This is a genomic window from Pseudomonas sp. K5002 (genome assembly GCF_013386655.1).
In the GTDB taxonomy this organism is placed as follows: domain Bacteria; phylum Pseudomonadota; class Gammaproteobacteria; order Pseudomonadales; family Pseudomonadaceae; genus Aquipseudomonas.
The window spans coordinates 1-7,656 of the sequence record NZ_JACARK010000210.1 but is presented as its reverse complement, the minus strand read 5'-3'; the positions used below and the strand labels follow the sequence as shown (position 1 = coordinate 7,656).

The window sequence follows — 7,656 nt, the reverse complement described above, 5'->3', positions numbered from 1 at the left end:
GGCCGGCAGCCACCAGGCGTGGAGCTTCAGACCATCGGCGGTGGTCAATGTGACGTCACGGTATTGCAGGCGAGCCTTTTCCGGGGTGAACGGCATGCCGCGCTCCGGATAGAACAATAAGGAGCTGCAGCCGTTAAGGGTCAGTAGCAGGCAAAGAATGCCGAGGATTCTCATCCGTTGAAGCCTCGTGAATGGGTTGGGAACGATCCTGAAGACCTATGGAGATCAAAGGTGGGAGCGGGNNCACATCTGTTGCTGATACACCGCATTCGCGAGCAAGCCCGCTCCCACATTTTGACTGAGTTCCTTCAGAGATATCGTTAAAGGATATTGGAGTAATCCGCCTCGATCCGGTCCAGGCTCAAATGGTTGAGGAAGTTGGAGAAACACATCCACGCCGCCAACGCATTCATGTCGCGGAACTGATCCGGCAGGTATTTGGGTGGCACCACCAGGCCTTCGTCCACCAGTTGGCGCAGGGTACGCATGTCTTCCAGGGTGGTCTTGCCGCAGAACAACAACGGCACTTGCTCCAGCTTGCCTTTGCGCACGGCCAACTGAATGTAGTTGTAAACCATGATAAAGCCCTTGAGGTAGGACAAATCCTTGGTAAACGGCAGACCCGTAGGCGTCGACCCACGGAAAACCCGGCTGGCGTTGCCGTAGCTTTCCGCCATCTCGAACCCCTGCTCGCGGAAGAATTCGAACACCTGCAGGAAGTCGGCTCCCTGCTCCACCATATGAATGGCGCGAGTGCGGTTGGTCAGCTTGCGCAGGCGGCTGGGGTAGGAGGCGAAGGTGATGATTTCCATCAGGATCGCCAGGCCTTCCTGGGTCACGGTCGACGAGGGCGGGCCCTTGGACAGGAAGGTGCAGATCGGCTGGTTTTGCCCATTGAGGGTGGTGCCCACGTGCACCAGGCCTTCATGGACCTCCAGGGCGCGCACGTCGCGGTCGTTGAACATCGCGTCGGCGCGGATCTTGATGTAGTCGGCACCTGCCGCCGCATCCGCCACGATACCGTCGGACTCGAACACCCGGATGGTTTCCTCGGCCTCGCCGAATACCTTGTTCAGGCGGCTCTGCAGCAGGTTGACGGCGTCCTTGGCGGTCAGGGTCTTGGCTTCGTCCTTGAGGTCGCCACGGCCATCGATATTGTTCAGGTAGTCCGACATCATCAGGCCGAGGTCGGCCAGGGTCGGGTCACCGGCATGGAACGCATCGGAAGCGGCGCCATACAGCTCCTGGGAGATCAGGCCGAAATCCTCGGTGCCCCGCGCTTCGAGCATGCGCACCACCATGCGGTACTCCTTGCACATGCGCCGCATGATCTGCCCGACCGGGTTGAACTGGCCAAGCTGGCGGGTGATGTCGCGCTCGATGTTCTGGAACTCCAGCTTCACCGCGCTGGAATCGAACGACAGCGGCCGGGTCAGGTAGTAGTCGCGGTCCACCGCCGGCATTTCCTTGCCCTTGGCCTTGAGGAATCCCTGGCGAATATTCTCGTCCCACTTCACGGCGTCGAGGACGCGAATCGGTGTTTGCGCCAGCACAATGCGATCGGACAAGGCGCGTATCGTCTGCTGGTAATCGTCCACCCGTTACTTCCTCTTTAAACGTTATTTGCCTGCACGCTGGTAGCGCACGGCTTCGACGAACACATCGGCATTGGCCGGATCATCCAGGTACGCAAATACCCGGGCCATGGAACTGTCGATCAACACACCGGCACCCTCGACGGTTTCGACGGTGCTGCCACTCAGGACCTTCTGGCCGACCGCCTGGTGGACCTGATCCAGGTCGAGGTTGTAGACCACCAGCTCGTGCTCATCATTCAATTCGAACCCGGCGAGGATGTAATGCCCGCCGAACCTGGCCGGCAATGGCGCCGACAGATACCAGCGGCTGCCATGCCGGGAAACCGTGAACAGGTATTCATCCCGCTGGCCCGGCTTGGCCTTAGGGTAGCTCACGGCTTTGTAGCGGTGCTTACCGACGCGGCTGATTTGCAGGTTGAGCGGCTCACCCCAGGCGTTTTTGCTGGCCCATTTGCCAAGCAGACCATCAGGCGCCGCCTCGCTGGCGGGCAACGGGTCCTTGAAGGTCACCAGGCAACCGCTGAGCAACAGGAACGACAAGGCGATCACGACGACGCGCCAGGCTTTCATTGGACAATCCCCTGTGTCAGACCGAAGCCAACACCAAATGCATGTAACGCTTGAGGATCTCAAGCATTTCTTCGCTGGTCAGAGGCTCTGCGCCGCCCAGCAGGCCCTGATATTCCATCCGACCGATAATCGCCGTCAACACTTTGGCATCCTGTTGCGGCTCGCGGGAACCCAATACCTGGAAAAACTGGCAAGTGCCCTGCAGCAGGATTTGCTGGTGGGAGCGCACCAGCTCGGCCAGGCGCGGGTTCAGCAGCGCTTCCTGGCGAAACGCCTGCTCGGCCATCAGGTGCTCACGGCGGTTGAGCAATTGGCGTTGCACGTAATCGGCGGTCAGGCGCGCGATGTCATCGGCCAGTTGCGAGCGCGACTGCGGGCTGCCGTCGCCATAAGCCACCATCTCGCGCAGCAGGCCTTCATTACGCACCCACAACTTGCCCATGAACGCGGCGCTGCGCTCCACATATTGGGCGAAGGTGTCGGTGAGCAGGTCGTCGATGTCCTTGAAGTAATAGGTGGTGGCCGACAACGGCACACCGGCTTCCGCCGCCACCGCACGGTGACGCACGGCACGCACGCCTTCGCGTACCACGATGCGCATCGCTGCATCGAGAATGTCCTGCCTGCGCTGCTCACTGCCCCGGCGACTGGCCTTGCGGCCCTGGTACTGAACACTTTCAGCCACGGCAGCGGCAATGCCGGCGGCACCCTTTTGAGCCATTACGCGGTTCACGACGGATCTTCCTCCACAGTGTGACGCGGAGCGTCACGGGCTGCGTTCCCACGCAGAGCGTGGGAACGATCACCTGGCGCTGTTTACTTGACGCTTATAAACGCCACATAAAAAAGCCGCCTTATAAAAGGCGGCTTCGGATTTCGCTACGGTTACGCTTGTGGCCGCATGTGCGGGAACAAGATCACGTCACGGATCGACGGCGAGTTGGTCAACAACATCACCAACCGGTCGATGCCGATACCTTCACCGGCGGTAGGCGGCATGCCGTATTCCAGGGCGCGTACGAAGTCGGCGTCGTAGTGCATCGCCTCGTCGTCGCCAGCGTCCTTGTCGGCCACCTGGGCCATGAAGCGCTCGGCCTGGTCTTCGGCATCGTTCAGCTCGGAGTAGGCGTTGGCGATTTCACGGCCGCCGATGAACAGCTCGAAACGGTCGGTGACGTTCGGGTTGTCATCGTTGCGACGGGCCAGCGGCGACACTTCGAACGGGTACTGGGTAATGAAGTGCGGCTGCTCCAGCTTGTGCTCCACCAGCTCTTCGAAAATCATCACCTGCAATTTGCCCAGGCCTTCGAAGCCCAGCACCTTGGCGCCGGCTTTCTTGGCGATGGCGCGGGCCTTGTCGATGTCGTTCAGGTCATCGGCGGTCAGCTCAGGGTTGTACTTGAGGATCGAATCGAACACCGACAGGCGCACGAACGGCTCGCCGAAGTGGAACACCTTGTCGCCGTATGGTACGTCGGTGGTGCCCAGGACCAGTTGCGCCAGTTCGCGGAACAGTTCCTCGGTCAGGTCCATGTTGTCTTCGTAGTCGGCGTAGGCCTGGTAGAACTCCAACATGGTGAATTCAGGGTTGTGACGAGTCGAAACGCCTTCGTTACGGAAGTTGCGGTTGATCTCGAACACTTTTTCGAAGCCGCCAACAACAAGCCGCTTGAGGTACAGCTCAGGCGCAATACGCAGGAACATTTCCATGTCCAGCGCGTTGTGGTGGGTTTCGAACGGCTTGGCTGCGGCACCACCCGGGATGGTTTGCAGCATCGGCGTTTCAACTTCGAGGAAGTCACGCTTCATCAGGAAGCTGCGGATGTGCGCAATAACCTGCGAACGCACGCGGAAGGTCTGGCGCACTTCTTCGTTGACGATCAGGTCAACGTAGCGCTGGCGATAGCGCTGCTCGGTGTCGGTCAGGCCGTGGTGCTTGTCCGGCAGCGGGCGCAGGGATTTGGTCAGCAGGCGCACGCTGGTCATTTCAACGTACAGGTCACCCTTGCCGGAACGGGCCAGGGTGCCTTCGGCGGCAATGATGTCGCCCATGTCCCAGGTTTTCACCGAGGCCAGGGTTTCTTCGGACAGGGTTTTACGGTTGACGTAGACCTGGATGCGACCGGTCATGTCCTGGATCACCATGAACGAGCCACGGTTGAGCATGATGCGACCGGCAACCTTGACCGGGATTGCAGCCTCTGCCAGCTCTTCCTTGGTCTTGTCCGCGTACTGTTTCTGCAAGGCATCGCAGTAGTTTTCGCGGCGGAAGTCGTTCGGGAAGGCATTGCCCTTGGCGCGCTCGGCAGCAAGCTTTTCCTTGCGCAGGGCGATCAGGGAGTTTTCTTCCTGTTGCAGGGCTTGCGGGTCGAGTTGTTGGTCGCTCATGTCTTTAAATTTTCCATCAGGTTCGTTGTCCCCGGCCTGCGGCCGGGGATCGCCGGCAAGCCGGCTCCTACAAAGGAGTTACAGGCCAGATTTCAGGCTGGCTTCCAGGTATTCGTCGATATCACCGTCGAGCACCTTGTCGCAGTCGCTGCGTTCAATGTTGGTACGCAGATCCTTGATCCGCGACGCGTCGAGCACATACGAGCGGATCTGGTGACCCCAGCCGATATCCGACTTGGTGTCTTCCAGCGCCTGGGACGCGGCGTTGCGTTTCTGCATTTCCTGCTCGTACAACTTGGCCCGCAGCATTTTCATGGCGGTGTCCTTGTTCGCGTGCTGGGAACGTTCGTTCTGGCAGCTCACCACGGTATTGGTCGGTACGTGGGTAATACGTACGGCCGAGTCGGTGGTGTTTACGTGCTGGCCACCGGCACCGGAGGAACGGTAGGTGTCGATCCGCAGGTCTGCCGGGTTGATCTCGATTTCCACCTTGTCGTCGATCTCTGGCGAGACGAAAACGGCGGAGAACGACGTGTGGCGACGGTTGCCGGAGTCGAACGGGCTCTTGCGCACCAGGCGGTGTACGCCGATCTCGGTCCGCAGCCAGCCAAAGGCGTATTCGCCCTTGATGTGCACGGTCGCGCCCTTGATGCCGGCGACTTCACCGGCCGACAGTTCCATGATGGTCGCGTCGAAACCGCGTTTGTCGGCCCAGCGCAGGTACATGCGCAACAGGATGTTGGCCCAGTCCTGGGCTTCGGTGCCGCCGGAACCGGCCTGGATGTCCAGGTAGGCGTTGTTCGGGTCCATTTCATGGCTGAACATGCGGCGGAATTCGAGTTTGGCGAGGTTTTCCTCGAGACGGGCCAGCTCGGCGACGACATCGCCCACTGCGCCTTCGTCGTTTTCTTCGACGGCCATGTCCAGCAGGTCGCGGCAATCGCCCAGACCGGTGTTCAATTCGTCGAGGGTGTCGACGATCTGCGCCAGCGCAGCGCGCTCGCGGCCCAGTTCCTGGGCATATTCAGGTTTGTTCCAGACAGCCGGATCTTCAAGCTCGCGATTGACTTCGGTCAGACGCTCATGCTTTTGATCGTAGTCAAAGATACCCCCGAATAGTTTCGGAGCGCTCGGACAGGTCCTTGATGGTGTTAAGGATCGGGTTGATTTCCATGGCGGGCAGCACTCGTTGGCGAACTTTTGAAAGCCGACGAGTATAACGACAAACGGCTGATAACGGCAGTCCGCTTGGCCGAAAAGGCGGGGATATGCACCATCCAGACAGCGATGAAGATCAAATGTGGGAGCGGGCTTGCTCGCGAATGCGGTGGTTCAGTCGCCAGATGCATTGACTGACACACCGCATTCGCGAGCAAGCCCGCTCCCACATTAGGTCTGCGACATCCCGCAGACCGTATTCCCTACTCGATCCCCACCTGATTGCGCCCATTGTGCTTGGCCAGGTACAGGCCCTTGTCCGCCGCCGAGATCAATTGCCGGCAATCGGTGCCCTGCACCGGGGTCATGGTCGCCAAGCCAATACTGATGGTCAGGCTCGCCCCTTCTGCCGGGGCAATGTGCGGGATTTTCAGGCTCGCCACCGCCTGGCGCAGCTTCTCGGCCACCAGCCGCGCACCGCCCGGCGAGGTATTGGGCAGCACCAGGGCAAACTCTTCACCGCCATAACGCGCCGGCAAATCCGAAGGACGGCTGCTGGCATCACGAATGGTCGCCGCCACCTTGCGCAACGCCTCGTCGCCTTCCAGGTGGCCGAAACTGTCGTTGTAGGTCTTGAAGAAGTCCACGTCGATCATCAGCAGCGACAGTTGGGTCTGGTCACGCATGGCGCGGCGCCATTCCAGCTCCAGGTATTCGTCGAAATGCCGGCGATTGGACAGCCCGGTCAGGCCATCGGAGTTCATCAGCCGTTGCAGCACCAGGTTGGTGTCCAGCAACTGCTGTTGGCTGACCCGCAGCGCCCGGTAGGCCGCGTCCCGTTGCAACAGGGTCATGTAGGAGCGCGAGTGATAGCGGATGCGCGCCACCAGTTCGATGTTATCGGGCAGCTTGACCAGGTAATCGTTGGCCCCGGCAGCAAACGCCGCGCTCTTGATCAGCGGGTCTTCCTTGGTGGAAAGCACGATGATCGGGATGTTCTGCGTCGCCGGGTGATTGCGGTATTCGCGCACCAGGGTCAGGCCATCGAGACCCGGCATCACCAGGTCCTGCAGGATCACCGTCGGCTTGATACGGATCGCCTGGGCAATGGCCTGGTGCGGATCGGCGCAAAAGTGGAAGTCGATATTGTCTTCATGGGCCAGGCCCCGGCGTACGGCCTCGCCGATCATCGCCTGGTCGTCGACGAGCAGCACCATGGCGGCGTTTTCGTCGGTCTTGAAGTCGTCGAGCTGCAAATCATTCATTTACGGTCACCTGAATTACTACCTGCAGGCCAGGACAGCGTGTGATATCGGTCATTTTGCGAATACCTCCAGCAATCGTGGCGCAATTCTGTCCAATGGGCGAATTTCAACAGCCGCGTCAATCGCCGCTGCCGCTTTGGGCATGCCGTAAACAGCACAGCTTTGCTGGTCCTGCGCGATGGTCAGGTAGCCTTGCTGACGCATCAACTTAAGTCCCTGGGCGCCATCACGCCCCATCCCCGTCAGCAGCACGCCAACGGCATCGCCATTCCAGTAGCTGGCGACGCTCTCGAAAAACACGTCGATGGACGGCCGGTAAATCTCGTTCACAGGTTCGGCGGTATAGGCCAGCGTGCCGTTCTTCAGCAGGCGAATGTGATGGTTGGTGCCCGCCAGCAACACGACACCGCTTTGGGGCGGCTCGCCTTCCCGGGCCAGGCGCACCGGCAGGCCCGAGGCACTGCTCAGCCATTCGGCCATGCCGGCGGCGAACACCTGGTCCACATGCTGCACCAGCACACTGGCCGGCGAGAAGTCCCGGGGCAAGCCCTTGAGCAGGGATTCCAGGGCAGCCGGGCCGCCTGCGGACGAACCGATGGCCACCAGACTCTGGCGTTTGCCCGTGGCCCGCTGGGGCGCAGGCTCGGCCCGCACGCGGCTGCCACGCTGGCCAATCA

At 60.6% G+C, this 7,656-nt stretch carries 7 protein-coding genes and 1 pseudogene; all 8 read right to left on the bottom strand.

Features of this window, described 5'->3' with window-relative positions; all coding sequences use genetic code 11:
• Positions 1-174, bottom strand: a pseudogene (locus tag HX846_RS11620) (alpha/beta hydrolase); the annotation flags it as partial.
• A gap of 146 nt (positions 175-320) precedes the next feature.
• The gene (locus tag HX846_RS11615) at positions 321-1,598 is read right to left on the bottom strand and encodes a flavohemoglobin expression-modulating QEGLA motif protein (RefSeq protein WP_003219237.1); all 1,278 of its coding nucleotides are present in this window, start codon (positions 1,596-1,598) and stop codon (positions 321-323) included.
• Between the two features lie 21 nt (positions 1,599-1,619).
• The gene (locus tag HX846_RS11610) at positions 1,620-2,168 is read right to left on the bottom strand and encodes a hypothetical protein (RefSeq protein WP_003219239.1); all 549 of its coding nucleotides are present in this window, start codon (positions 2,166-2,168) and stop codon (positions 1,620-1,622) included.
• A 16-nt stretch (positions 2,169-2,184) separates the two neighbouring features.
• Positions 2,185-2,901: a TetR/AcrR family transcriptional regulator gene (locus tag HX846_RS11605; RefSeq protein WP_023659125.1), complete on the bottom strand. Its 717-nt coding sequence runs from the start codon at positions 2,899-2,901 to the stop codon at positions 2,185-2,187.
• A gap of 152 nt (positions 2,902-3,053) precedes the next feature.
• A complete protein-coding gene (lysS, locus tag HX846_RS11600) occupies positions 3,054-4,556 on the bottom strand; it encodes a lysine--tRNA ligase (RefSeq protein ID WP_003219243.1) in 1,503 nt (500 codons plus the stop codon).
• A gap of 78 nt (positions 4,557-4,634) precedes the next feature.
• A protein-coding gene (prfB, locus tag HX846_RS11595; protein ID WP_096236834.1) for a peptide chain release factor 2 occupies positions 4,635-5,730 on the bottom strand; the annotation gives its coding sequence in 2 pieces (ribosomal slippage) (positions 4,635-5,657 and positions 5,659-5,730; 1,095 coding nt in all).
• Positions 5,731-5,977: 247 nt separating this feature from the next.
• The gene (locus tag HX846_RS11590; RefSeq protein WP_003219248.1) at positions 5,978-6,979 is read right to left on the bottom strand and encodes a diguanylate cyclase; all 1,002 of its coding nucleotides are present in this window, start codon (positions 6,977-6,979) and stop codon (positions 5,978-5,980) included.
• A gap of 51 nt (positions 6,980-7,030) precedes the next feature.
• Positions 7,031-7,656: chemotaxis protein CheB (locus tag HX846_RS11585; RefSeq protein ID WP_306173114.1), on the bottom strand; the 626-nt coding region annotated here is incomplete at its 5' end.